The 23,364-nt window shown below is 33.6% G+C and carries 29 protein-coding genes; 18 read left to right on the top strand and 11 right to left on the bottom strand.

Annotation, left to right across the window (positions count from 1 at the left end):
- Window positions 1–48: 48 nt before the first annotated feature.
- Window positions 49–555 (bottom strand): nuclear transport factor 2 family protein, encoded by a 507-nt coding sequence (locus tag WFZ86_RS17105; protein WP_342693060.1) that lies wholly within the window; start codon window positions 553–555, stop codon window positions 49–51.
- A gap of 142 nt (window positions 556–697) precedes the next feature.
- On the bottom strand, window positions 698–1,705 hold the full coding sequence (locus WFZ86_RS17100) for a zinc-dependent alcohol dehydrogenase family protein (RefSeq protein WP_342693059.1): 1,008 nt from the start codon (window positions 1,703–1,705) through the stop codon (window positions 698–700).
- 290 nt (window positions 1,706–1,995) lie between these two features.
- Between WFZ86_RS17100 and WFZ86_RS17095 the strand changes: the two genes are divergently transcribed.
- From WFZ86_RS17095 to WFZ86_RS17085, 3 genes are all read left to right on the top strand, one after another.
- Complete coding sequence (locus tag WFZ86_RS17095) at window positions 1,996–2,823, top strand: helix-turn-helix domain-containing protein (protein WP_342693058.1); 828 nt, start codon at window positions 1,996–1,998, stop codon at window positions 2,821–2,823.
- A gap of 105 nt (window positions 2,824–2,928) precedes the next feature.
- Entirely contained in the window at window positions 2,929–3,648 is a 720-nt protein-coding gene (locus WFZ86_RS17090; protein WP_342693057.1) for a dioxygenase family protein, read from the top strand.
- A gap of 57 nt (window positions 3,649–3,705) precedes the next feature.
- Window positions 3,706–3,909 (top strand): hypothetical protein, encoded by a 204-nt coding sequence (locus tag WFZ86_RS17085; protein ID WP_342693056.1) that lies wholly within the window; start codon window positions 3,706–3,708, stop codon window positions 3,907–3,909.
- Window positions 3,910–3,913: 4 nt separating this feature from the next.
- Here the strand turns inward: WFZ86_RS17085 and WFZ86_RS17080 are convergent, their stop codons facing one another.
- The gene (locus WFZ86_RS17080; RefSeq protein WP_342693055.1) at window positions 3,914–4,408 is read right to left on the bottom strand and encodes a nuclear transport factor 2 family protein; all 495 of its coding nucleotides are present in this window, start codon (window positions 4,406–4,408) and stop codon (window positions 3,914–3,916) included.
- Between the two features lie 14 nt (window positions 4,409–4,422).
- Window positions 4,423–5,322 carry an SDR family oxidoreductase gene (locus WFZ86_RS17075; RefSeq protein WP_342693054.1) on the bottom strand — a complete coding sequence of 300 codons (900 nt, stop codon included), beginning with the start codon at window positions 5,320–5,322 and terminating at the stop codon, window positions 4,423–4,425.
- Between the two features lie 125 nt (window positions 5,323–5,447).
- On the opposite strand from WFZ86_RS17075, the gene WFZ86_RS17070 reads away from it, so the two are divergent.
- From WFZ86_RS17070 to WFZ86_RS17050, 5 genes are all read left to right on the top strand, one after another.
- Complete coding sequence (locus WFZ86_RS17070; protein ID WP_342693053.1) at window positions 5,448–5,780, top strand: winged helix-turn-helix transcriptional regulator; 333 nt, start codon at window positions 5,448–5,450, stop codon at window positions 5,778–5,780.
- A 128-nt stretch (window positions 5,781–5,908) separates the two neighbouring features.
- Window positions 5,909–6,481 (top strand): DapH/DapD/GlmU-related protein, encoded by a 573-nt coding sequence (locus WFZ86_RS17065; RefSeq protein ID WP_342693052.1) that lies wholly within the window; start codon window positions 5,909–5,911, stop codon window positions 6,479–6,481.
- Window positions 6,482–6,492: 11 nt separating this feature from the next.
- Complete coding sequence (locus tag WFZ86_RS17060; RefSeq protein ID WP_342693051.1) at window positions 6,493–6,987, top strand: cyclophilin-like fold protein; 495 nt, start codon at window positions 6,493–6,495, stop codon at window positions 6,985–6,987.
- Between the two features lie 13 nt (window positions 6,988–7,000).
- On the top strand, window positions 7,001–7,507 hold the full coding sequence (locus WFZ86_RS17055) for a (R)-mandelonitrile lyase (protein ID WP_342693050.1): 507 nt from the start codon (window positions 7,001–7,003) through the stop codon (window positions 7,505–7,507).
- A gap of 1 nt (window position 7,508) precedes the next feature.
- Entirely contained in the window at window positions 7,509–8,564 is a 1,056-nt protein-coding gene (locus WFZ86_RS17050; protein ID WP_342693093.1) for an alpha/beta hydrolase, read from the top strand.
- A gap of 56 nt (window positions 8,565–8,620) precedes the next feature.
- On the opposite strand, the gene WFZ86_RS17045 is transcribed toward WFZ86_RS17050, so the two are convergent.
- From WFZ86_RS17045 to WFZ86_RS17015, 7 genes are all read right to left on the bottom strand, one after another.
- Complete coding sequence (locus WFZ86_RS17045; protein ID WP_315250730.1) at window positions 8,621–9,202, bottom strand: Crp/Fnr family transcriptional regulator; 582 nt, start codon at window positions 9,200–9,202, stop codon at window positions 8,621–8,623.
- 51 nt (window positions 9,203–9,253) lie between these two features.
- Complete coding sequence (locus WFZ86_RS17040; protein WP_342693049.1) at window positions 9,254–9,643, bottom strand: nuclear transport factor 2 family protein; 390 nt, start codon at window positions 9,641–9,643, stop codon at window positions 9,254–9,256.
- A 65-nt stretch (window positions 9,644–9,708) separates the two neighbouring features.
- Complete coding sequence (locus WFZ86_RS17035) at window positions 9,709–10,647, bottom strand: MBL fold metallo-hydrolase (RefSeq protein WP_342693048.1); 939 nt, start codon at window positions 10,645–10,647, stop codon at window positions 9,709–9,711.
- Window positions 10,648–10,708: 61 nt separating this feature from the next.
- On the bottom strand, window positions 10,709–11,416 hold the full coding sequence (locus WFZ86_RS17030) for a DsbA family protein (RefSeq protein WP_342693047.1): 708 nt from the start codon (window positions 11,414–11,416) through the stop codon (window positions 10,709–10,711).
- Between the two features lie 79 nt (window positions 11,417–11,495).
- Window positions 11,496–12,074 (bottom strand): Crp/Fnr family transcriptional regulator, encoded by a 579-nt coding sequence (locus WFZ86_RS17025; protein ID WP_342693046.1) that lies wholly within the window; start codon window positions 12,072–12,074, stop codon window positions 11,496–11,498.
- A gap of 96 nt (window positions 12,075–12,170) precedes the next feature.
- Window positions 12,171–12,881, bottom strand: a complete 711-nt coding sequence (locus tag WFZ86_RS17020) for a LytR/AlgR family response regulator transcription factor (RefSeq protein ID WP_184166258.1) — start codon at window positions 12,879–12,881, stop codon at window positions 12,171–12,173.
- Window positions 12,854–13,756 carry a sensor histidine kinase gene (locus WFZ86_RS17015; RefSeq protein WP_342693045.1) on the bottom strand — a complete coding sequence of 301 codons (903 nt, stop codon included), beginning with the start codon at window positions 13,754–13,756 and terminating at the stop codon, window positions 12,854–12,856. The genes WFZ86_RS17020 and WFZ86_RS17015 overlap by 28 nt, the downstream gene beginning before the upstream one ends.
- A gap of 348 nt (window positions 13,757–14,104) precedes the next feature.
- On the opposite strand from WFZ86_RS17015, the gene WFZ86_RS17010 reads away from it, so the two are divergent.
- The 10 genes from WFZ86_RS17010 to WFZ86_RS16965 all read left to right on the top strand — a co-directional run bounded on the left by WFZ86_RS17010 (window position 14,105) and on the right by WFZ86_RS16965 (window position 23,038).
- The gene (locus tag WFZ86_RS17010; RefSeq protein ID WP_342693044.1) at window positions 14,105–15,010 is read left to right on the top strand and encodes a hypothetical protein; all 906 of its coding nucleotides are present in this window, start codon (window positions 14,105–14,107) and stop codon (window positions 15,008–15,010) included.
- 41 nt (window positions 15,011–15,051) lie between these two features.
- A complete protein-coding gene (locus WFZ86_RS17005; RefSeq protein ID WP_342693043.1) occupies window positions 15,052–15,261 on the top strand; it encodes a hypothetical protein in 210 nt (69 codons plus the stop codon).
- Window positions 15,262–15,397: 136 nt separating this feature from the next.
- Window positions 15,398–16,441: an alpha/beta hydrolase gene (locus tag WFZ86_RS17000; protein ID WP_184166250.1), complete on the top strand. Its 1,044-nt coding sequence runs from the start codon at window positions 15,398–15,400 to the stop codon at window positions 16,439–16,441.
- Window positions 16,442–16,595: 154 nt separating this feature from the next.
- Window positions 16,596–18,977 (top strand): TonB-dependent receptor, encoded by a 2,382-nt coding sequence (locus tag WFZ86_RS16995; protein WP_342693042.1) that lies wholly within the window; start codon window positions 16,596–16,598, stop codon window positions 18,975–18,977.
- Between the two features lie 5 nt (window positions 18,978–18,982).
- Complete coding sequence (locus tag WFZ86_RS16990) at window positions 18,983–19,804, top strand: DUF4249 domain-containing protein (RefSeq protein WP_342693041.1); 822 nt, start codon at window positions 18,983–18,985, stop codon at window positions 19,802–19,804.
- 22 nt (window positions 19,805–19,826) lie between these two features.
- Window positions 19,827–20,273, top strand: a complete 447-nt coding sequence (locus WFZ86_RS16985; protein WP_342693040.1) for a DinB family protein — start codon at window positions 19,827–19,829, stop codon at window positions 20,271–20,273.
- A gap of 65 nt (window positions 20,274–20,338) precedes the next feature.
- Window positions 20,339–21,001: a thiamine diphosphokinase gene (locus tag WFZ86_RS16980; protein ID WP_342693039.1), complete on the top strand. Its 663-nt coding sequence runs from the start codon at window positions 20,339–20,341 to the stop codon at window positions 20,999–21,001.
- 43 nt (window positions 21,002–21,044) lie between these two features.
- Window positions 21,045–21,992, top strand: coding sequence for a 23S rRNA (adenine(1618)-N(6))-methyltransferase RlmF (gene rlmF, locus WFZ86_RS16975; protein WP_342693038.1), 948 nt, complete (start codon window positions 21,045–21,047; stop codon window positions 21,990–21,992).
- A gap of 55 nt (window positions 21,993–22,047) precedes the next feature.
- The gene (locus WFZ86_RS16970; protein ID WP_342693037.1) at window positions 22,048–22,308 is read left to right on the top strand and encodes a hypothetical protein; all 261 of its coding nucleotides are present in this window, start codon (window positions 22,048–22,050) and stop codon (window positions 22,306–22,308) included.
- Window positions 22,292–23,038: an ATPase gene (locus WFZ86_RS16965; protein WP_342693036.1), complete on the top strand. Its 747-nt coding sequence runs from the start codon at window positions 22,292–22,294 to the stop codon at window positions 23,036–23,038. Before WFZ86_RS16970 ends, WFZ86_RS16965 begins: the two co-directional genes overlap by 17 nt.
- Window positions 23,039–23,364: the final 326 nt, after the last annotated feature.

Here is a 23,364-nt window from a genome sequence, read left to right as displayed (position 1 = left end):
AACAGCCACAGAAGATTTTTTTTTGTGGCTGTCTTACTTTAAATAGCATTATTTCTTATCAAAACTACCGCCAGTCATTGCTTTTTGGAAAGCTTGTGGATTCCAATATTCACGGTAGTTTATAATAAGTCCGTTGCGGAAAGTTACAAAAGTAGCATACTTCATTTCATACGGATTGCCATTACCTATTACCACTCCAGATGCACTCCATTCTGCTATGGCAACATTTTCGTCATCAGTAGGATAAATTTTCAAAGTGGGAAGCGATTTTACATCAATGTAATTGGGGTAATTTTTCAGGTATTCATAAATAGCCTCACGTCCTTCAAATTTTGCTTGCATACCTTCTGGTGCAAAAGGAAATTCACACACTACATCTTTATCGCAAAGTTCTGACCAGGCTTTCATATCTTTAGAAAGAAAGGTGTTTAAGCTGTTGCGGAGTAATTCTGTCGCCGGAATTTTTTTTGTTGTTTTTGCTTTTTTTGTTTGAGCCGATACGGTTGCTCCGAATGCTACTAATATGGCTAATGCTATTGTTTTTAAGTTTTTCATTTTTGAATCAATTTTAATGTTGTTTTTTTATCGTTTTGATAAATCAAAGTTGCATCGTAAGCAAGTCTTAAAAAGATGCGATTTGATATAAAAAACCGTTAACATTTGTCAACGGTTTTAAATTTTAAAAAGGTGTTTTGACTTATACATTCACTACAATTTTCCCAAATTGTTGGTTGGATTCTAAATAATTGTGTGAAGCAACGATGTCATCAATATTAAAAACTTTATCGATAACTGGTTTTAATTTTCCTTCTGCTAATCCTTTGTCAATAAAAGTGATGGCTTGTACTAAAACTTCCATATTACCCATTACTTCAATAGCAGAATATCCTCTTATAGTTGGTGTTTTCATCAAGACATCAAATGCTGGAAAACTAGCAGGTTCGTGACTTAATGCGCCGTAAACAAATACTTTTCCGTTTTCGGCAACTGCGCTTAATAGATTACTGAATTTTGCTCCAACAACAGGGTCTAAAATTATATGCGCCCCTACATTTTCTGTGATTTTTAAAACTTCGGCTGCAATATCTTGTTCAGATGCTACAATTACGTGAGCCGCACCTGCTTTTAATAAAGCCTCTTTTTTCTTTTGTGAAGTAGTCAAAGCAATAGCAATTCCTCCAACGTAGTTTGTCATCTGAATGGCTGCCAATCCTGCACTGCTAGAAGCTGCGTTAATTACTACAAATTGCCCCGCTTTTAATTGACCTGAATGTACCACCATTCCAAACATTGTCAAATAACTTGTCCAAACAGATGCAGCTTCGTCAAAAGACAAATTAGAAGGATATTTATGTATGGCATAGGCTGGCATATTGATATATTCGCCATAAGACGCATAGTTGTGTAAAGAAAAACCAGGAACAACATTTACTAAATCCCCAACGGCAATATTTGCAACTTCAGATCCAACAGCTTCAACAATTCCAGCGGCTTCATAACCAATTTGAGCTGGAAAAATAGGATTTTCGATATACATTCCTTGACGATACATTGCATCAGCTCTGTTAACACCTATCGACTTAACCTGAATACGTACTTCTTGTGCTGCCGGAAAAGCCACTTCAACTTGTTCAACTTTTAATACTTCTGGAGCTCCAGCTTCGTGAAAAATAACTGTTTTTGATGTTTTTGATAAATTACTCATTGTTTTATTTTTTTAGATTTTAATAATTTTTGATAAGGCAAAGTTGCATCAAAGGCAAGCCTTGCAACAATGAGATATGATAAAAAAAACCGTTGACAAATGTCAACGGTTTCAATAAATAAAACTAAAATGGAGCTTATTTAGTTGCTTGTTTCTATTTGAGCTTGACACTTTTGTTGTAATTGTTTATAATCAAATGAGCCTTAGAGAAAGATAAAACGAGCCTTACAGCAAAGACATTTGAAAATATAAATTCTATTTTTGCAGGCGTATCATACAACAATACAATTATGAACGTGCAACAAGACGATAAATTAAAGACCTTAGGCTATTCAGGGATATTCTTGTCTTGCTATAGTGATTATAGCGAAAAATGTATTCACGCTACGCCCGAACACGTTTTGGTTTATTTGTATTCTGGCGAACAAGTGATTGAAGACAGAAACAAAAAAATAAAATTACAGGCAGGAGATTGTGCGTTTATTAGAAGAGATCATCGCTTGAAAATGTACAAAAACAGTAAAGGCGAAGATTTATATAAAGGCATTTCGTTGACATTCAAGCGTAGTGTATTGCGAGATTTTTACAGGAAAATGAATAAATCTGAAATCCCTACGGCTGTAAAAATTTCCGATAATACGGTATTCAAGTTAGCCCAAAGTCCTGCGATAGAAAGTTTATTTCAATCGCTTACGCCTTATTTTGACAGTAATATAAAACCTACCGAAGGTGTTGTTCATTTGAAATTACTAGAAGGAATTTACGCTTTACTAAACAGTAACGAAGAACTTTACCCTATACTTTTTGACTTTGCTGAACCTTGGAAAATTGACCTTTTGGATTTTCTAAACAGTAATTATGCAGAAGAACTTTCGATGGAACAAATTGCCTCTTTTACAGGAAGAAGTTTGGCCACTTTCAAGAGAGATTTCAAAAAAATAAGCAGTCTCACACCACAAAAATGGTTGATAAAAAAACGTTTGGAAATGGCTTATATCAAGCTGAAAGAAGAAAATAAAAAAGTGCAAGATGTTTATATAGAAGTTGGTTTTAAAAACCCTTCTCATTTTTCAACTGCTTTCAAAAAACAATACGGAATTCCGCCCACCGAAATCTAAAATTGAGCTTTATAGAAAAGTAATTTGAGCCTGATGGAAAAGTCAGTCCGAGGCTTTCTCTTTAACTTTGTAATGATAATTCGACTTTTAAAAAACTGAAGCAAAATGGATAGAAAGAAATTTATAACAAACGGAATTATAGGTCTAGGGGCCATTGTTGCTTTGCCATTTGCATTATCGGCTTGCACAAAAGATGATAATGATGTTTCAACTACTAGCCCAACAAACGGAAGCGGAAACAATACAGATAATTGTGATGTTTCACCAACAGAAACCATTGGTCCATTTCCTATAAAAACACCAGCACAACTTGCACAGGCAAACATTATTGGCAATAGAACAGGAGTACCTTTACTAATGAATATTACCATTAATGACCAAAGCAATGGTTGTAAACCACTTGCAAATGTTTTTGTAGATGTTTGGCAATGCGACAAAGACGGAAACTATTCGCAATACGGAGGTAATTTTTTGCAAAACACTAACTATACCAATCAAAATTTTCTTCGAGGAAGACAGACTACTAATGCCAACGGACAAGTTTCATTTATTAGTATTTTTCCGGGTTGGTATCCTGGACGAGCACCGCATATTCATGTAGAAGTACTAACAGCCAATGGTGTTTCGCTTTTGGTTACTCAAATTGCATTTACCGAATCTGTTTACTCTCAAGTTTATGCCACTAGCGGATATAATGGTACTCCAGATAGAACAAACACACAGGACAGCATATTTTCAAATAGTTTAAACTACAACATGGCAGATGCTATAATAGGTAATACATCTGACGGTTTTACACTGTCAAAAACAATTACTGTGGCATAATTCATTTTCAAATATTGTATTAAAGTAGTAGTCTCATTATATTAAAAAATCGAAACAATGAAAACAATAACAATATTCGAGCGGTTACAAAACGGAGAAACAATATTGTCAAACGACCCCAAAGCTTATAAATTAATAGAAGCTTCTTTTGATACCAAAAAAATATTGGTTGAGATGAATAACGCATCCAATCCGAATGTTAGCGGTAAACAAAAGAGAGACTACTCAAACAGAATAATCTCTCTTTTAAAATTTGACTAAAAAATTAATCCCAAAATAAATCTTCGGCGACTTGGTCTTCTGAAAATAACCAAACTTGAACAATTTTACCATCAACAACTTCATACAAATCGTTTCCGTTCATTTCAACAGACTTTTCGCCATTTTTTGCACTAAATCGAACAGGACAAGAAACGAAATTACCATTAACCATCATTGCACCAGCAGGTTTAATAGCTAATGAACCTTGAGTTGCACCCATCATATCGCCAAGCATTTTGCCGATGGCTTCAAGTCCTGTTTGAGTTCCTGAAAATTTATTGTTTCCTGGTTGGTGCCATTTGGCATTTGGACTGAAATACGAAAACGCTGTGGGTACATCACCTTTTGAAAGGGCTATCGAGTATGCCTCTACTACTTCTTTTGCTGTCATTTTATTTGTTTTTAAATTGTTTGTTTTCTTTGAATTATTCGGTGTTTGTGCTTGAGAAATTGTTGCACTCAATACTAAGGTTAATGCGAATACTATTATTTTTTTCATTTTTCTATATTGTTTTAATTATTTAAAAAATACACTTTATTCTGTTTTGCCCATTGAGCTAACGATGTCATCTTAACAGGTAGTTTTTCTAAGACTTCTTTCATATTAGGATTGAATTTTGGCGGAAACGCTGTTGAATTTTGAAGCCCTTCATAGTAAGAAGCCACACCCGCTGCACCTTCTTCACCAACCCAGGGTTTTAAAATATCACCAAATTCTTTGGCTGGCTGTGTATAATAAACGATTTTTTCATCTACACCTTTAGAAAATTGTTCTGCCAAATCATTTCCATTTAAATTTTCTAATCCACTGATTTGGAAGGAATCGGCTTTTAAATTTTCGTTATAAATAGCTTCTACAACAAAAGCACTGACATCTCTTGAAGCAATCCAACCAATAGGCATTATTTCGGGAGTAGGATAAGCTAATTTTTTTTCATTTTTTATGAAAGGAGCACAAAATGGACCCATCATATTTTCCATATAAATTGACGGTTGTATAATTACATAATCCAAACCACTGTTTATTAGATAATCTCTGATGTCTAATTTCACATCTTCTCCAGGTATTCCTATTTTCTGAGGAACTAACCAACCGCTTACATTCCATACAATTTTCTTAACATCATTTTCTTTTGCTGCATCAATTACATTTTTTGCATATTGCAAACCATCTAAAGGATTGGGCAACGAAACAGGAATCATAAAAGCTATTGCATCTATCCCTTTTGTTACTTCCATCATTTTATCAGCATCGCTCAAATTTGCCAAAACAGGGGTTGCACCTGCTTGCTTTAACTTGTCAAAACTTTTTTCTGAACTGGTAGCAGCAATTACTTCCGCTCCTTTTTTAATACCTTCTGATATTACATTAAATTGTTGTGAGCCTGTGGCTCCGAATACTAAAATTTTCATTTTCGCTATTTTTAAATATTATTTGATTGATTTTATTTGTACAAAACTATATAACTACTTACTTTTGTACAAGTACCTACCACTTAGTCAAGTACTTACCAAATAGTTAGAATTACTGAATATCAATGAAAAAAAATATAAAAATAATTTCGCCTTGTGATGAAAAGTGTCCAGTTAGAGCTTCTTTAACATTATTGAGTGGTAAATGGACGCTATTAATTTTGTTTCAAATCAACGAAAATGTAGTGCGATACGGAGAACTCAAACGAGCCATACCAGGCATCAGTGAAAAGATGCTGATACAAGAATTAAATATGCTTGTGGAAAATAAATTTGTAAGCAAAAAAGCCTATCCAGAAATTCCGCCAAAAGTAGAATATACCTTGACAGAACTTGGACTTAAAACCTTACCAATAGTTGATACACTTGCAAGTTTTGGATTAGAGAATTTAATGTAAATAGCCTAACTCTATCATAGTTTTAGCAAAAATTGAGCTTTAGAGAAAAGTAATTTGAGCCTCGTAGTAACGTCACTGCGAGGCTTTCTGTTTAATTTTGTTTCACCAACAAATAGTTTTAGAAACAAATGGAAGCCATTACAAACACTATTTTCAACAGATTGAAAGCGGGCGAATCTATTTTGCCAAACGACCCCGAAGCTTATAAATTAATAGAAGCTTCTTTTGATACCAAAAAAATATTGGTTCAGATGAATAATTCATCAAACCCTGATGAAATTAGAGATTTTTTAAGCCAAATTACGGATACTGAAATTGACGAAAGCGTAACCGTATTTACACCATTGTATATCAATTACGGAAAACATACCAAAATTGGCAAAAATGTATTCATTAACTTCGATTGTGTCTTTCTGGATTTGGGTGGAATTACCATTGAAGATAACGTGTTAATAGCACCAAAAGTAAGTCTTTTAACAGAAGGGCATCCAACAACAATTGAAGACCGACATTCTTTAATTCCGAAACCTATTCATATCAAAAAAAATGCCTGGATTGGTGCCAATGCCACCATTTTGCAAGGTGTTACTGTTGGCGAAAATGCTATTGTAGCATCGGGTTCTGTAGTTTTAAAAAATGTTCCAAACAATACCATCGTAGGCGGAATTCCTGCAAAAATCATTAAAAACATTCAACCTTAAAAGCCATAATTATGAAATTGAAATCTTTAATTACAGTTATAGTTGTTGTTTTTACTTTTTCTTTTTGTACTGCAAGTTGTAGTAATAATGATGGTGCATCGCCAACCCAAAACACTGGAAACGAAACAACTGGCAACGGAAATAATAACACTTCAACTACCAAAATGAAAATTACTATTGGCACAGCAGTTTTTACAGCAATTTTGTATGACAACCCAAGTGCAACTGCTTTTAAAGCAAGGCTACCACTTACTATCAATATGACAGAATTGAATGGAAATGAAAAGTACTACGACTTTCCTAGTCCACTTCCAACAAATGCTTCAGTTGGAGGCGATATAAAAGTGGGCGACTTAACACTTTACGGGAACAATGTTTTAGTGCTTTTTTATAAAGATTTCAATACTTCGTACAGTTATACAAAACTCGGATATATAGACAATCCTACAGGACTTGCTACTGCATTGGGTTCAGGAAATGCAACTGTAAAATTTGAGAATAATTAAAAATCAAATCAGGATGAAAAGTAATTTAAAAATAGCATTACTACTCATTATTATGACATTAGTGATGGCTTGTAAAATCAATAAAAATCAAAAAGAAATGGACACTAACAAAAACGAACTGACCGAAATTTTCCCGAAAGGAAATCCTTTACCGCAAGAATGGTTCACAGGGAAAACCTATTTGCATTCTATGGTTGCCAAAGACAAAAACAATGATTTTTCGGCAGGAACTGTGACTTTCGAGCCTGGCGCAAGAACCAAATGGCATACACACCCAAAAGGACAAGTTTTAATTGTAATTGGAGGCAGCGGTTTTTATCAACAAAAAGGAAAACCCGCACAAGTCATAAAAAAAGGAGATGTGGTAAATATTCCCGAAAACACCGAACATTGGCACGGTGCAAACGCAACAAAAAAAATGGTGCATATTGCCATTACCAATTACAAAGACGATGTACAGGTGACTTGGCTAGAACCAGTAACAGATGAAGAATATAACGGAGTTAATAATCAAAAATGAAATGAAAAAAATCACATTAATTATAGCAGCAGTGATATTGTCTCTAGGACAATTAGCAGCGCAAACAAAACAGCAATCTACAAATAAAAATTCAAAAAAAATGGAAACAACTGAACAGTATACTTTTGAATTAAGCAAGAATGTTACAAGACAAAAAATATCATTCAAAAACCGTTATGGTATCACGCTTTCAGGCGATTTGTATCTTCCAAAAAATGCAGGAAACCAAAAATTGGCGGCTTTGGCAATCAGCGGGCCTTTTGGTGCCGTAAAAGAACAATCATCCGGTTTGTATGCCAACCAAATGGCAGAACGTGGTTTTGCAGTGGTAGCATTCGACCCATCTTACACAGGCGAAAGCAGTGGCGAACCAAGAAATTTGGCTTCACCAGAAATCAATACCGAAGATTTTAGTGCTGCTGTAGATTTTTTGGGAATTCAAAAAAATGTGGATAGAAATAAAATAGGCATCATCGGAATCTGTGGTTTTGGCGGTTTTGCATTAAACGCAACTGCGGTTGACAAACGAGTAAAAGCCGTTGCTACTGCTACTATGTATGATATGACCCGAGTAATGTCTAAAGGATATAATGATTCCGTAACTTTGGAACAACGTACAAAAATGCTGGAGCAAATAGGACAACAACGTTGGAAAGATACTGAAAATGGCACATTTGCTTACGGACCAGAGGGCAATAAAGCGTTAACTGATGATGCACCACAATTTTTAAAAAATTATTACGCCTATTATCGAACCAAAAGAGGCTATCATGAACGTTCGGTAAATTCAGGAAACGCTTGGACCGCAACTACACCTTTAGCGTTTATGAATATGCCCATCTTAACCTACATCAAAGAAATTTCGCCTAGACCCATTTTAATTATTGTAGGCGAAAAAGCACATTCAAGATATTTTAGCGAAACGGCCTATGAAAATGCAGTAGAACCAAAAGAACTAATGATTATTCCAAACGCTGTACATATAGATTTGTATGATAAAGTAGATGTTATTCCTTTTGCAAAATTGGAAGTTTTCTTTAAAGAGAATTTAAAATAGAAGTTAAATCACAAAAAACCGTTGACAATTCATCAACGGTTTTTATCATTTTAAAACTATTTTATGGCTTGTTTTCTAATTCGGCTCAAGGTCTCTTTGGTAATACCCAAAAAAGAAGCGATAAGATGTTGTGGAAACCGTTGAATAAATTGAGGATGATTTTTAGCAAATTCTTCATAGCGTTTTTCGGCTGTATTGCTAATAGTAGAATTTAATCTTCGTTGATTAGCAATAGCATTTCGTTCGTCCATTAAACGTATCATTTCTGTCATCGAGGGAATTTTCGCCATTAAATCAAGCATATCTGCTCTAGTTATAAGTAGTATGTCAGTATCCTCCCAAGCATCAATATTATATATAGAAGGCGTTAACATTGTAGAACTTTCTCTATCATTTGCCCAATAATTTTCAATGAATAGTTGCACAATATGTTCTACACCTTTTTCATCTACGCGGTATTGACGCATAGCGCCTTTTACAATAAAACCAGCGTACTTGCATACATCACCTTCTTGCAAAAAATATTGTTTTTTTCTTAACTTTTTTGGTTGAAAAGTCGCTTCGATTACAGCAATTTCTTCACTTGTGAGTGGCTTAGTCGCATACTGATTGATGTAAATTATTAATTTATCATGCATTTGATTTCGTCATTATATTAAAACAATGCAAGATATAAAAAAAGTGTGACTCTATTTAGTCGCATCATTTACTGGCTGGCTATCTACAAACTGCTCAAAACTGATGATTTTACTATCGTTTAATTTCCAAACATGAGCCACTCTAGCGGTGAATGATTTGCCTGTAATCTTATAGGTTCCTGTGTAAGTTCCGTAAGCCACTACTTTATCATCGCTAGCAACATAATCTTCTGGAGTAAATTTATAATCCATCCACTCGCTTCCTAATCGGCTAAAAACGTTTTTGATTACATTTTCTAAACCAATATAAGTTCCTGCATACGGAAAACCTTTGGCTTCGGTCCAAATTATATCTTTAGCTACATATTTTGCCAAATTTTTACCGTTTTCTTCCGAAGTTTTTCCTTCGTAGGTGCTTTTTATAATGTCAAGATTTGTCATTGCTTTTTTATTTAAAGAACAGCTTGACAATGCCAAAAGCAAAGCCAAGCTGCATAGAATTGATTTTACCATTTCATTTCTCCTGTATTTACTTTTGCTCCTATTTGCAAACCTGTTTCAAAAGTAAGGGTTGGATATTTTGTTTTCAAAGCTGTAATTAAAGCTTCGGATGTTGTATTGGTTTTTAAAGCTTCTTCATAGAATTGTATGTACGTTTTCGTGAAATTTACGGCAGTTACATCAAATGGGGAATTTGAATTGGCGTGAGCAGGAATTACAATTTCAGGATTCAAAGCTGTAATTTTATCTAAAACTGAAATCCAGTTTTTGCGAGCTTCTGCAGTTTGTGCATCTGCCATCCAAAGATGAAAAGTGGTTCCAAAAACATTTATTCCGCCAACAACTGCTTTTATAGAAGGGATCCAAACAAAAGTTTTAGAAGGAAATTCTTGTAAGCCAATAATTTCTAATTGATGACCTTCTAATTCAATGCTGTTTCCTTTTAAAACCTGAGGTAAAATAACATTTGAAGTAATATTTTTACCCAATCTTCCGCCCCAAACTTCTAATTTTTTTTGAGCTGTTGCTTTAATATGTTCAATGGTTGCAGGTGTTGCATAGGCTGTAACTTCTGGGAAATGTTTTTTGAATACTTCTAGACCAAAGTAAAAATCTGGATCGCCGTGAGAAACAAAAATGGTAGTTAATTTTTTTCCAGATTTTTTTAGTTCTTGTGCTATTTTTTCGGCATCCGCCAAAGTAAATTGTGCGTCAATTAAAACCGCATCTTTTTTTCCCGATACAATTACAGATGCTACACCAAAACTGTTTTCGGATGCGTTGTAAACTTCAAGTTTTAAATCTTTGCTTTCAATTGTTTTGAAAGTTTGTGCTTGTGATTCCATAGTTAATAAAGTTAAAATGGTTAAAAATACTGTTGAGATAATTTGTTTACTCACGGTTTTACTGTTTATTTTTCCGTGTTCGTGACTAATTGATTTCATTCTTTTAATGTTTAAATTACTATTACAAAGATGAAACGGTATGGTATCTCAAACCATTAAACTAGTTTAAAATAGTATCAATCTGTTTTAAAATACCTTCTATTGGTGCAAAACCTTGTTCTAAAATATAAAGCTTACCCTCTTTTTCTATTAAAAGTGTTGGATATGAACTGGCATATTGTTGTGCTAAAGCAAAAGTTTCTTGCGTTTCTTTTTTGATGGCTTGCGAATGAAAAGCTTCTATAAATTGTTCTTTATCCAATTTCAAATTTTCGCAAATGCTTAAATAGGTAGCATCATCATTAAAATCTTTTGCGTGCAAGTATCTTGCTTTTTGCACTTCAATAGCAAAAGAGACTGCTTGTGTAGCCCAAATTCTCTTAACAGTAACAATCGCTCTTGATGGTATTTCGCTATCTAAAACTATATTCTCATTTTCTACAAATTTAAAATAGTCTTGACCAAATGCTGTTCCTGTAACTTGTTGTATCTGCAAGTCGTGTTTTTTGATATATTGAGCCATAGGTTTCGATTGTTTTCTGGCATTTTCTCCTATCCACATTCCTGCAGGCAAAATCTCAAAATCAATTTGATTTTTATACGTATCATACAAATGTTGTGTATTGGCACTATTTCCATAACACCAGCCACAAAGCGGATCCATTACATAAATTAATTTACTCATTTTTTTATTGTTCATTTGTTGTGCATTTCCATTGCATCCATATAGCGCTAATACCGTTAGAATGCCAATTACTATTTGTTTCATTTAATTAAATTAAACATACAAAGATGGCGTCAACAGAAATAAAAAACATTAAAGTAATTTAATAAAAAAAGAATCTTTATTATTTCGAACTAATTTTCTTTCTAATATTACTCAAAAAAACATTGGTAATACCCAAATAGGCAGCCACCTGAATATTAGAAAGACGTTGTATAAGTTGTGGATATTTCTCAACAAATTCTACATAACGAGACTCTGCTGTTTTACTCATGCTATCAATCATTCTGCGTTGAAGTGCAACATGCGTTTTTTGGGTCATTATCCTAAATAGCTTTTCTATTTTTGGCAAATTTTCATAGGCAAAATCCTTGTCTTTTTTTGAAATTAAAAGTACCTCACTATCCTCAAGTGCCTCTATAAAAAGTTGAGAAGGTATTTCATTAGTAAAACTATCAATATCTGTAATCCACCAATCTTCTATAGCAAAATAGAGTATTTGCTCAAAACCATTTTTATCAATGTGATAGACTCTAAAAAGGCCTTTTGTTACAAAACCTTCAAACTTGCAAATTTCACCTTCACGCAACAAAAAACTTTTTTTCTTGATCGTTTTGTATTCAAATAAATTACAAAATGATTCCATTTCGGTTTCTGAAAGTGAAATATGAGCTGCGATGTTTTTCTGAAGAAGCGTTGTCATAGGCTAAAAATTTATATGCTATTCCAAAGGTAAATAACTTCTACTGACAATATGATTTTCTGTTCAAAACATCAAAAATCCTTTCCTCCCAATGGCTTACTTTAACAAATTATCCAATAAAATTTGATATTTTCTACCAACAGGAAGAACTTCACCGTTGATCATTGTTAAGCTTTTTGAGGTAAAGTTTTGTATTTTATTGGTATTGACAATAAAAGAACGATGTATTTGAACCACATTATTGACTTGCAATTCCGATGAAACACTTGATAATGAACCGTAAATAATTATAGGTAAATTTACTCTTGAACTGAACAATTTCATATAATTACCCAAACTTTCTATATAAATAATGTCATCTAAGGGTATTTCAGTAATCTGACCATTTACCCTGCAGGAAAGCACTTTTTCTTTCGTATTATTTTCTTTTTTCAGACTAAAACCAGAGTAATAGGTCTTGGCTTTTTCGATTGCTTTTAAGAATTTTTCAAACGAAATTGGTTTCAGTAAATAGTCAATTGCATCATTTTGATAAGCAGAAAGAGCAAAATCTGAGTAAGCTGTAGTTATAATCGTAAGAGGCCGATTGGGCTGCATTTCCATTAACTCCACTCCAGAAATAATTGGCATATTAATATCTAAAAAAATAATATCGTAACTGTTCTCATTTAACATTTTTAATGCTTCCATACCATTGAAGGCGCTTCCTGAATACACCAGTTCTTCACACTTTGCAATATGTGCCGTCAAAGCCTTATGCGCTGGTGTTTCATCGTCAATTATAAGGCAGCGGTAGGTAGGTTCCATATTTTTAGTTTTACAACAAAAATCTCACTCTCTTTTTTACAAATAAGTTCATGCTTCAATCCATAAACTTCGAGACGTCGTTTTAAATTTTCTATCCCAATCCCAGTACTTGAAAGCCTTGAACCTGTATTCAAAAAATTATTCTTTAAGGTAAAAGATAAACTTTTGCATTTTAATTTTAAATCTGCCACAATAAGAGGTGCTTCTGTTTCTCCAGAGAATTTAATTGCATTTTCAAACAGAGGCAAAAAGAATAATGGAGGAATTTCGATTGCATCAAAAGACCCTTCATAATTTTTTGCAATTGCCAAACGTTCGTTTCGAAAAGTATAATATTCCAGATACTTTTCAACAAAAGCTATCTCTTCGTTTAACAAAACATAATCTTTTTTGGTAGCTTCTATTTGATACCGAAGCATCTCAGAAAGATTTAATATTCTGTCAGGTAATTTATCTGGTTCAGTTAACGATTCCCCATATAAATTATTCATAGCATTAAGCAAAAAATGAGGATTGAGTTGTTGCTTTAGAAAGGAAAGTTCTGCCTTGAAATTAATAATATCCTTATCAGTCTGTGAAACTTTCTTAGTGATTATTATGTGAATAAAAAAGAACGCAATTCCATTCACGACAAGTGATAAAATAGACAATGTTCTAAATTTTCCAAGATCTGCAATTGGAAAATACCAACGCATAAAAAAATAAAAGCCCGCCCAATATACCAAAAGAAGAACAAAAAAAAGCTCATACTTCTTTTTGAATAAAAAAGGTTTAATGATGAAAAGATTAAAGCACGTTATCCAAACAATACAAGGAAAATATCCTAAACAAATTTTGGAAAAAACATAAACCCAGCTATGCTCTTCAAATTTCATTTCATCAAACACACAAACAAAAATAACCCCAAAAACAATAGCATTTAGTATAAGATTTCGGAGAAAAAAGTTTTGATAAATTTTGAGCATCGTCATAACTGCAAATTTAAAGTAATATTACAACCTATGGTTATTAACGACATGAAATTACACTAACGCCATTGGTATAAATGTTACGCCACTTAAATAATTTCACTATCATAAAATAACCTACTAAATTACATTTGTCCAAAGTTTCAATCATCATCCAAAAACAATCATTAATAGTGAGTACCGTTTATGAAAAAAAATATCTGCTTTTTATTTTTATGTACATCCATACAAATTTTAGCTCAGGAAAAAACAAGCATGAAAACCTTTGGAAAATCAGTTACCGACAAATTTCCAACAACAAGGATTTTTGATATTCAATACGAACAATTGGGAGCTACTGAATTCAACTCCAAACTCCTTGGAGAAAAATTTGAACAAGGAAGAATTGATGATCACAATAGACTGAAAATTGCTTTTAATTTGCCTTTTTATGTTTCAAATTCAAAACGCTTTATTTTAACTAGTTCCCTACGGTACAAATATGAATCGTATGCATTTGATAATCGAGAGACAAATACTTTGAGCGGTCCTTTTCCAAATGAAAAAGAAGATTTTCATTATTTCGCAGGCGCCATTAGTGCAACCTATATGTCAAAATTATTTAATAAACCTATCATCTATAATGCAACTACAACTGTAGATGGAAATCAAGAAAATATTCAACGAATAAAAGGATTTGTATCAGCCACTTTAGTGCTAAAAAAAACAGCTAGTACCACAATCACAATTGGTGCTTTAGTCATGATGGATCCTTCATCAATAATTCCAATTACACCGCTTTTTACCTATAATCATAAATTCAAAAACTCAACATGGGATATTGATTTTATCCTACCGCAACGCCTTTTATTCAGAAGAGATTTATTTGAAAACGGACGTTTTTCTTTAGGTACTGAACTCAATTCTGAGAACTTTTATTTGAATCTAAAAGCCAAACCATTAACTGGAATATATGAATTAAACCAACTAGAATTAAAATCAGGCATAACTTATGAACATCGTTTCTCTGCAAAAGTGCATGGATTATTTAAAGTAGGTATCAATAACATTATAAATACTCGAATTACCGAAAGAGGTGAACGAACCACCAAATATGTATATGAACATAAAGAAAACCCGCAAGCCTATTTTAGATTGGGAATATCTTATAATCCCTTTTAGCTTTTAAATCGATTATAAAAAGTATTAAAAATGAATAAACCATGATAGAAATTTTTAAAACAAATGTTCAAAAAAAGTCAGATTCAAACTATATCATTTCTATTATTAAGCAACAATTCCCAGATTGTAAAATTAACTTTGACTTAGAAGATTGTGACAGAATATTAAGAATTGAAGGAGGTCGTTTTAATCCCAAACAAATTATTGAACACTTAAATCTTCAAGGATATATCTGTGTTCCTCTAGAATAGAAACTCTTTCATAATTTAAGTTTTTTTGTTGTTATCCTTTTCTACTTATTGTTGTTGTAAAATCTTAAATAATTGATTTAAAGATTAAACCCTTTCAAAAATTAAAAGTCCAAACAAGGAACCAAATAACTAACCTATGAAACTAATTCTACAAATCTTGCTTACGGGTCTATTTCTAGTAGCTTGTTCTAAAAATGACAACGAATCATCCACTCCATACCTAGACGACGACTTAGCTGGACCAATTTCAAGACCTCAAAGTGGCTATGGCGCTGACGGAACGTATACAGTGGCAAAAGTATCTTTTGCAAGTCCATTGTATAATGGAAAAAACGTAGACGTCTTTTATCCGAAAGAATTAACTGGTCCAAGACCAACCATTTTTTACTCACATCCTTTTGGCGGAGAAGATAGTACTTACAATATTGGATTATATGAATTTATTGCTAAAAAAGGTTATGTTGTAGTTTTTGCTCCCTATCCAACAATTGGCGTAACAGTTGATGAAAGATACGCTACCCTTTGGGAAAGTTTCAAAAAAGCTGTTAGCAACTACCCCAATATAATCGATACTTCGAAGGTAGGTTTCATGGGACATTCTTTTGGCGGAGGAGCTTCCTTTGCCATGGCTCATAAAGGATTTATTGATGAAGGTTGGGGGCAAAATGGTCGTTTTATTTTTGCTATGGCACAATGGTATTCACATCAAATCACTTCACAAGAATTAAATAACTTCCCTGCCAACACCAAACTCATTACGCAAGTTTATGATGATGACACTACGAACGATCATCGTCTAGCTATTGATATTTTTAAAAACAATAATATTCCGAATACTGAAAAAGACTTTATCTTAATCAAAAAAAGTGTCTTACCTACTTATACGTATATAGCAGATCACGTAGTGCCAAATACGCAATCTGCCTATGACGCCTATGATTATTACGGTATTTACAGACTACTTGATGCTTTAATAGATTATAGCTTTAACGGTAATTTAGCCGGCAAAAATGTAGCACTCGGGAACGGCTCCAAAGAACAAATCACAATGCCGAGCCATAATGGGCAAGCTTTGGCTCCACTAGAAGTTACAGATAATCCATCTACAAACTACCCTCAGAGCAAATATCAATTCCCGTGTAGCTCTATTAACAATCCTAGACTAGGAAATTGTCAATAAATAAATAAATAACCACAAAGAATCCTAATTACAATTAAGAATAAGACTTTATTTCAATCAACACCTCTCGTCTCCTATCTTAACTCATATTTAACAATTATTTCGCAATAATATCGCGATACAATTGTTAACTATGTAGATTAAAAACTAGACAATGATTGCAAAAAAAATCAGTACGTTCATAATACTTTTTACTACGTTCTTCACTGCCTTAGCTCAAGAAAAATTTACGTTAAGCGGAACCATTACTGACCAAAACAGTAATGAGACATTAATTGGAGTCAATATTATTTTCCCTGAATTGAAAACTGGCGTAACTACCAACGAATATGGTTTTTATTCCATTACACTTCCCAAAGGAAAACACCAAGTTCAAATTTCTTATTTGGGCTACAAAACGGTAAATGAAACCATCGATCTAACGCAAAACACCAAATACAACTGGCCTTTGTCCAATGAAGATAATGTGCTCAAAGAAGTCATCATCACAGACGACAGAACCAAAACAGACATTAGAAAACCCGAAATGAGTGTGAATAAACTCTCTATTTCAGCCATAAAAAAAATGCCAGTCGTTCTTGGAGAGGTTGATGTATTGAAGTCAATTTTATTACTCCCAGGAGTGACCAATGCTGGCGAAGGTGCTTCTGGCTTTAACGTTCGTGGTGGTGGAGCGGATCAAAACTTAATTCTTCTGGACGAAGCTACTATTTTTAACTCATCTCACGTTTTTGGTTTTTTTTCTGTTTTTAATCCCGATGCCATCAAAGATATTCGACTCTACAAAGGTGGAATTCCATCTCGATATGGAGGAAGAGCTTCGTCAGTTTTAGATATTTATCAAAAAGACGGGAGCAGCAAAAAATTCCATATGAATGGAGGTATTGGTTTAATCTCAAGTCGTCTTCTAGCAGAAGGTCCATTGGTAAAAGATAAAGGTTCCTTCCTAATTGGTGGCCGTGGTTCCTATGCCCATTTGTTTTTGAAATTATCTCCAGAACAAAAAGACAATGCAGCATATTTTTATGATCTAAATGCAAAATTCAGTTATAAATTAACCGAAAATGACAATCTGTATCTTTCAGGTTATTTTGGACGAGACGTTTTTAGTATAAACAAAAGTTTTACCAATACCTATGGGAATTCTACCCTAAACTTACGTTGGAATCATTTGTATTCTGATAAATTATTTTCTAATCTTTCCTTGATTTACAGTGATTACTATTATGGATTAGATCTTGATTTTGTAGGATTCAAATGGGATTCGGGTATCAAAAACTATAATATCAAGTACGATTTTAAAAATTACCTAACGGACTCGTTCAAATTAAACTACGGACTGAACGCGATTTATTACGACTTCAATCCTGGTACCATTGTTCCTTCTAATAGTACTTCTGGAATCAATTCCGACCAATTGGATAAGAAATATGCCTTTGAACCCGCTATCTACATCAGTGCCGATCACGATTTAAGTAAAAAAGTGAGTATTTCTTATGGATTACGCTACAGTTTATTTTATCGCTTAGGGCAATCTACAGTAAATATTTATGCGAATGACAATCCTGTTCTTTTCAATACTGACCTAAAATTGTATGAAAAAGCAACACCTATCGATACAAAATTTTATGGCAAAAACGATGTCATTCAAAGTTTTGACAATTTTGAACCAAGGTTTTCTGCTGCTTATCAATTCAATGATACTCAATCCGTAAAAGCGAGTTACAACCGTATGGTGCAATATTTACAGTTAATTTCGAATACCTCATCACCTACTCCACTCGATGTTTGGACACCAAGTGACAACTTTATTAAGCCTCAAATCGCCGACCAAGTGGCACTAGGGTATTTCAAAAACTTCAGTGACGGAATGTACTCGCTAGAAGTAGAAACCTATTATAAGAAAATCAAAAATCGTATCGACTACATAGATGGCGCTGAGTTAATTGCTAACAAAGCTTTGGAACAAGTCATTTTGAATGGACAAATGAGAGCCTACGGATTAGAAATTTTGCTAAAGAAAAACGAAGGCAAACTCAACGGATGGATTTCTTATACCTTATCTAGATCCGAACAACAAACGCCGGGTAGAACCCCACTAGAAACAGGAATTAATAATGGTCAATGGTATAAATCTGTTTACGACAAATTGCATAATTTGGCCGTGACCAGTTCTTATACTTTTAACGACAAATGGAGCTTTGGAGCTAATTTTGCTTTGCAAAGCGGTCAACCTGTTACCTATCCTGAAGGACAATATGAGTATTTAGGAATCACTGTACCAAGCTATGGTTTGCGCAACGAAAATCGTTTACCAGCTTATCATCATTTAGATATTGCTGCTACGTTGACTCCAAGAAAAAACAACAATCGTAACTACAAAACCGAGTGGGTTTTTAGTATTTATAATCTGTACAACAGAAGAAATGCTGCGTCAATCAACTTCAGACAAAACATTGACACAGGTAATAATGAAGCAGTAAGAACTTCAATATTTGGTATTGTTCCAGCTGTGAGTTATAATTTTAAATTTTAAGCATTATGCAAAAGATCACTTTCTTTTTCGTTTTTATACTAGCCACCTTATTCGTAGGATGTGAAGATGTAGTAGATGTAGACTTAAACACTGCTCCGCCAAAATTAGTTATTGAAGCCTCCATCAATTGGCAAAAAGGAACTTCAGGAAATCAGCAGCGCATAAAATTAACTACAACAACGGATTATTTCAGTAGTACAATCCCTAAAGTTTCGGGAGCAATTGTGACCATTACCAATAGCACCAATACTGTTTTTAATTTTGTAGAAGCACCAAATACAGGCGAATATTTCTGCTCGAATTTTGTCCCTGTAATCAATGAAACATATACGCTGACTGTGATTAGCAAAGGACAAACTTATACCGCTACAGAATCTTTACAACCTGTGGCTCCAATTACCAAATTAGAACAAAAAAATGATGGTGGTTTTACAGGAGACGAAATTGAAGTAAAAACTTTTTATAACGATCCAGCAGGTATACCTAATTATTATTTGTACAAATACACCTATTCTAATCAAGTAAAATCCAATCTTTATGTGGACAGAGACGAATTTTTTGATGGGAATGAGTTTTTTAGTATTTCTCAAAACGACGAACTTAAAAAAGGAGATAAAATTGAAATCACACACTACGGCATATCAAAAGCCTACTATAACTATATGAGTATTTTAGTAAGTATTGCGGGTAATAATGGCGGTGGTCCTTTTCAATCTCCTCCAGCTACCGTTCGTGGAAATATCATCAATACTACAGACAAAGCCAATTATCCGTTGGGATATTTTTCCTTAAGTGAAATTGACTTTAGAAGTTATACTATTCAATAATACTCTTTTCAAGTATCTTTTTATGCTAATTCAGACCTTACAAACACTTTTCAAAAGGGATTTGACTTCCTTAAAAAGAGAAATAAATGCCTATCAGAACGAGGCTGTAATCTGGTCTAGTGACCAACAAATCAACAATTCGGCAGGCAATTTATGCTTGCATCTTATTGGTAATTTAAACACTTACATTGGAGCTGAAATTGGTAAAACAAATTATGTTAGAAATAGAGACTTAGAATTTTCTGCTAAAAACATCTCCAAATCAGAGTTGGTTCAAAAAATAGATGAAACCATAGCTGTTGTTCATCAAGCGCTTGATCAACTATCGGAAAAAGATTTAGAAACAGAATATCCACTGCTAGTTTTGGACAAAAAGGCCTCTTATGGTTTTTTCTTGGTGCATCTAGCTTCACATCTAGCCTATCATTTGGGACAAATTACCTACCACCGCAGACTACTTGATGCATAAGAAATGAACTAGCTCAATAACTTTTGTACATTTGTTTCGAATAATCTTAAATCTAAATCCAAAAAATGTCCTCACATCATATCGTTCGCGACGACCAAGAACCTGCTTTAATTATCGCCAATGGAGCTTCTTGCCAGCCCGAATTATTGGGTCAATTATTAGAATGGTCTCCACTAGTTGTAGTGCTTGATTCTGCTATAGAACGTGTGATGCATCTTGATATTAAAATCGATGTGCTCTTGGGTGACTTTGATCGTGATTTTGACCCAGAGGTATACAAAACCAAACAATATCCACTGGAAATTGTGCACACGCCCGATCAAAACAAAACCGATTTAGAAAAAGCATTAGACTATTTAATCGAGCGAAAAATTCCTTCAGTCAATATAGTTTGGGCTACTGGAAAAAGAGCCGACCACACCATAACCAATCTCACAAATATCGTACGTTATCGCGATTTAATCAAAATTGTGATTTTGGACGACCATTCCAAAATATTTCTTTTACCCAACAAATTCAAAAAGTGGTACACGGCAGGCACACCTATTTCCCTAATCCCAATTGGCGTGGTAAAAGGCATTCATTCGCAAAACTTAGTATATCCTTTAGCAAATGACACTTTGACTATTGGCTATAGAACCGGCAGTAGCAATGCTGTCGCGACCGATGGATTGGTTACTATTGAACATTCTGAAGGGGATTTATTGCTGATGGAATGCTTGGATTAATTTCCAAAAAAGGAATGCCTATCTTTGCACCGAAATTTAGAAAATGAAACGTACAAAGCAGCCCGAGAAAAAAAACCTACATCCAAGAAATCAGCACCGTTTAGGATACGACTTTGATTCCTTAATAAAGATATTGCCTGAACTCAAAAATTTTGTAGGCATCAACGAACATCAAATTCAAACGCTAGATTTTAGTAATCCAGATGCTGTAAAAGCATTGAACAAAGCTTTATTACTAGCGTACTACGATATTCAATTTTGGGAAATTCCTTCTACTTTTCTTTGTCCACCCATCCCAGGCAGAGTAGATTATATTCATTACTTAGCCGATTTATTAGCCCAAAGTAATAATGGTGTTATACCAAAAGGAGAAGCTGTTCAGGGCTTAGACATTGGTATAGGTGCGAATTGTATTTATCCTATTTTAGGAAATGCAGTTTACGGTTGGAGTTTTGTAGGCACGGATATCGATGAAAAAGCAATTCAAAATTGCAAAAAGATTATCGAAAAGAATCCAAAATTAATGGATGCCATTAGCTTACAATTACAAACAGAGCCTCGTTTTATTTTCAAGAACATTATGGAATCTGAGGATAAATTTGCTTTTACCATTTGCAACCCTCCCTTTCATAATTCAAAAGAAGAAGCCACAAAAGTAGCCTTACGAAAAGTCAATAATTTGAACACCAATAAAACCAATACTCCAACTTTAAATTTTGGTGGACAAAACGCTGAGTTATGGTGTCCAGGAGGTGAATTGGGTTTTATCACTCAAATGATTTACGAAAGCGCTAAATATCCTATGCACTGTCTTTGGTATACTACTTTGGTCTCTAAACAAGCGCATTTAAATAGTTTGTACAAAACTTTAAACAAAGTAAATGCCGCCAACATCACCACCATTGATATGGCACAGGGCCAAAAAACGAGTCGCATCTTGGCGTGGACTTTTTTGACCGAAAAGCAACAAAAAGAATGGAAGTTTGAATAGTGATCAAGTAGCAAATAAAAACTTTATATTTGTATATAATTAAAATGCAGTAATCATGTTACCTGAAAAGAAAACTAAAAAAATAGTGTTTCGATCAAATGCTAAAGAAGTCTCAAATTTAATAGTAGCAGGAAAAAAAGCAGCGCTAAACGCAATAAGAGAAAACAAAGCGCTTGGATTATCCTTTACCTATAACAACGGCAATAAAGTTGTTAGCGAAAGTGCCAATGGAGAAATCCTTGAACTAAACGCTAAACCTTTGAGATCCTCTTTAAAAATAAAGAAAGGTACAATATTGTATGTCAAATCAAAGTAAAATAAGACTTTTTGCTGGCCCAAATGGTTCTGGAAAAACATCTTTGTACTCTATAATAAGTAAAACTTACCATTCTGGTATCTTCATAAATGCTGATGAAATAGAAAAAACATTACAAACTAAAGGTTTAATTGATCTAACCGACTTTGGTCTAAAAGTAACTTCAAAAGATCTGGAACAATACGCTCTTCTAGATGACAGCCAATCTTTATTAACCAAAGCAAAACAAGAAAACTTTACTATAGATTTAATTATAGCCGAAAATTTCATTGTAAATAAACCAAAAAAAACAAACAGTTATGAAGCTGCTTTTGCAGCAGCCTTTATTCGTTTTTTACTCCTAAAAGAACAAAAATCATTTTCTTACGAAACTGTAATGAGTAATAGTTCTAAACTTAGAGAATTGGAAATAGCAAAAAATTCTGGTTTTAAAACTTATCTTTATTTTATTTGTACCGATGATTTCCATAAAAATATAGACCGAGTTAGACTTAGAGTTGCCAAAGGAGGTCATAATGTTGATGGAAGTAAAATCGAAAAAAGATACTTTAAAACTTTAGAAAACCTTTCAGATGCGATAAAAATAGTAGACAGAGCTTTTTTATTTGATAATTCTGGTAAAAAAATGGATTTACTTGCAGAAATTTACAAGGGGCAAGCTATAAAATTCTACACTTCAGACCTTCCCTTGTGGTTTGAGGAATATGTCTACAACAAATTTGAGTTGTAATTTTTTTCTTTAAAAAAACACCACCACAATCGATATGGCACAAGGCCAAAAAACGAACCGCATCTTGGCGTGGACTTTTTTTACCGAAAAGCAACAAAAAGAATTGACGTTTGAATAGTGTTCGCTTTTAAAATTTCCGCCACAAATAACATGAATAAACACTAATTCATAACCACTTTTTATTCCACAAATTCTTAAGATTGTCTTGTCCTGAAATAAGTTTACATAAAAATGTAAATTTATGATCAATCGTGCAGGAACAAACACTACAAAACGTTATTCTAATTATTCGGAGGAATTCAAACGTAAGGTTTGCGAAGAATATA

The organism is Flavobacterium polysaccharolyticum, from assembly GCF_038739875.1.
In the GTDB taxonomy this organism is placed as follows: Bacteria; Bacteroidota; Bacteroidia; order Flavobacteriales; family Flavobacteriaceae; genus Flavobacterium; species Flavobacterium polysaccharolyticum.
Note: the sequence above shows the minus strand (reverse complement) of the source record. Positions and strands in the feature narration are given on the sequence as shown.

Coding starts and splice junctions, on each gene's coding strand:
- WFZ86_RS16995 (WP_342693042.1), top strand. CDS start 16,596: ATGATTGCAAAAAAAATCAGTACGTTCATAATACTTTTTACTACGTTC.
- WFZ86_RS17085 (WP_342693056.1), top strand. CDS start 3,706: ATGAAAACAATAACAATATTCGAGCGGTTACAAAACGGAGAAACAATA.
- WFZ86_RS17105 (WP_342693060.1), bottom strand. CDS start 555: ATGAAAAACTTAAAAACAATAGCATTAGCCATATTAGTAGCATTCGGA.
- WFZ86_RS17050 (WP_342693093.1), top strand. CDS start 7,509: ATGAAAAAAATCACATTAATTATAGCAGCAGTGATATTGTCTCTAGGA.
- rlmF (WP_342693038.1), top strand. CDS start 21,045: ATGAAACGTACAAAGCAGCCCGAGAAAAAAAACCTACATCCAAGAAAT.
- WFZ86_RS16980 (WP_342693039.1), top strand. CDS start 20,339: ATGTCCTCACATCATATCGTTCGCGACGACCAAGAACCTGCTTTAATT.
- WFZ86_RS17095 (WP_342693058.1), top strand. CDS start 1,996: ATGAACGTGCAACAAGACGATAAATTAAAGACCTTAGGCTATTCAGGG.
- WFZ86_RS17010 (WP_342693044.1), top strand. CDS start 14,105: ATGAAAACCTTTGGAAAATCAGTTACCGACAAATTTCCAACAACAAGG.
- WFZ86_RS17005 (WP_342693043.1), top strand. CDS start 15,052: ATGATAGAAATTTTTAAAACAAATGTTCAAAAAAAGTCAGATTCAAAC.
- WFZ86_RS16970 (WP_342693037.1), top strand. CDS start 22,048: ATGTTACCTGAAAAGAAAACTAAAAAAATAGTGTTTCGATCAAATGCT.
- WFZ86_RS17090 (WP_342693057.1), top strand. CDS start 2,929: ATGGATAGAAAGAAATTTATAACAAACGGAATTATAGGTCTAGGGGCC.
- WFZ86_RS17030 (WP_342693047.1), bottom strand. CDS start 11,416: ATGAAACAAATAGTAATTGGCATTCTAACGGTATTAGCGCTATATGGA.
- WFZ86_RS17070 (WP_342693053.1), top strand. CDS start 5,448: ATGAAAAAAAATATAAAAATAATTTCGCCTTGTGATGAAAAGTGTCCA.
- WFZ86_RS17055 (WP_342693050.1), top strand. CDS start 7,001: ATGAAAAGTAATTTAAAAATAGCATTACTACTCATTATTATGACATTA.
- WFZ86_RS17000 (WP_184166250.1), top strand. CDS start 15,398: ATGAAACTAATTCTACAAATCTTGCTTACGGGTCTATTTCTAGTAGCT.
- WFZ86_RS17035 (WP_342693048.1), bottom strand. CDS start 10,647: ATGAAATCAATTAGTCACGAACACGGAAAAATAAACAGTAAAACCGTG.
- WFZ86_RS17065 (WP_342693052.1), top strand. CDS start 5,909: ATGGAAGCCATTACAAACACTATTTTCAACAGATTGAAAGCGGGCGAA.
- WFZ86_RS17015 (WP_342693045.1), bottom strand. CDS start 13,756: ATGAAATTTGAAGAGCATAGCTGGGTTTATGTTTTTTCCAAAATTTGT.
- WFZ86_RS16965 (WP_342693036.1), top strand. CDS start 22,292: ATGTCAAATCAAAGTAAAATAAGACTTTTTGCTGGCCCAAATGGTTCT.
- WFZ86_RS17100 (WP_342693059.1), bottom strand. CDS start 1,705: ATGAGTAATTTATCAAAAACATCAAAAACAGTTATTTTTCACGAAGCT.
- WFZ86_RS17040 (WP_342693049.1), bottom strand. CDS start 9,643: ATGACAAATCTTGACATTATAAAAAGCACCTACGAAGGAAAAACTTCG.
- WFZ86_RS16985 (WP_342693040.1), top strand. CDS start 19,827: ATGCTAATTCAGACCTTACAAACACTTTTCAAAAGGGATTTGACTTCC.
- WFZ86_RS17025 (WP_342693046.1), bottom strand. CDS start 12,074: ATGACAACGCTTCTTCAGAAAAACATCGCAGCTCATATTTCACTTTCA.
- WFZ86_RS16990 (WP_342693041.1), top strand. CDS start 18,983: ATGCAAAAGATCACTTTCTTTTTCGTTTTTATACTAGCCACCTTATTC.
- WFZ86_RS17060 (WP_342693051.1), top strand. CDS start 6,493: ATGAAATTGAAATCTTTAATTACAGTTATAGTTGTTGTTTTTACTTTT.
- WFZ86_RS17080 (WP_342693055.1), bottom strand. CDS start 4,408: ATGAAAAAAATAATAGTATTCGCATTAACCTTAGTATTGAGTGCAACA.
- WFZ86_RS17045 (WP_315250730.1), bottom strand. CDS start 9,202: ATGCATGATAAATTAATAATTTACATCAATCAGTATGCGACTAAGCCA.
- WFZ86_RS17075 (WP_342693054.1), bottom strand. CDS start 5,322: ATGAAAATTTTAGTATTCGGAGCCACAGGCTCACAACAATTTAATGTA.
- WFZ86_RS17020 (WP_184166258.1), bottom strand. CDS start 12,881: ATGGAACCTACCTACCGCTGCCTTATAATTGACGATGAAACACCAGCG.